Genomic DNA, 523 nt, shown 5'->3' with positions numbered 1-523 from the left:
TATTCAGCCGGTGTCTGCTGCTCGACCGGCTTGCCTCCGCGGGTACGGCGACGGGCGCGCTTGCGTGGCCGCGGCTGATCGGAACGGCTCTCGGCAGTGGTCGCCGCATTCGCGTCGCCCGATGCCGTGTTGTTGCGTGCTTTGCCTCGCTGGCCTCCGCGACCGCCGGACTGGCCACCAGAGGTGCTTCGACCGCCACGAGTCCGTTGCCGTGTCGGCTTCTTGGACGGCTCGCCGATGTCCTCTTCCTGCTCTGCGTTGAGGCCGGCGCGGGTCCGCTCGCTCCTCGGCAGCTTTCCCTTGGTGCCGGGTGGGATACCCAGATCGTGGAAGAAGTTGTCGCTGCTCGAGTAGGTCTCTGGGGGATCCGGGAACGGCAGGCCCAGCGCGTCGTTGATCATCTTCCACCGCGCCAGGTCATCCCAGTCGACCAGGGTGACGGCTATGCCCGTGGCGCCCGCCCGGCCAGTCCGGCCGATCCGGTGCAGATAGGTCTTCTCGTCCTCAGGGCAGCTGAGGTTGA

The 523-nt window shown here is 67.7% G+C and carries 1 pseudogene; it reads right to left on the bottom strand.

The window, feature by feature from the left end:
* Positions 1 to 523: pseudogene (locus ELR45_RS37265) on the bottom strand (DEAD/DEAH box helicase); the annotation flags it as partial.

Origin of the sequence: Phytoactinopolyspora endophytica (assembly GCF_004138495.1) — a bacterium.
In the GTDB taxonomy this organism is placed as follows: Bacteria; Actinomycetota; Actinomycetes; order Jiangellales; family Jiangellaceae; genus Phytoactinopolyspora; species Phytoactinopolyspora endophytica.
The sequence above is the reverse complement of the archived record's forward strand: the minus strand, read 5'-3'. Positions and strand labels throughout refer to the sequence as shown.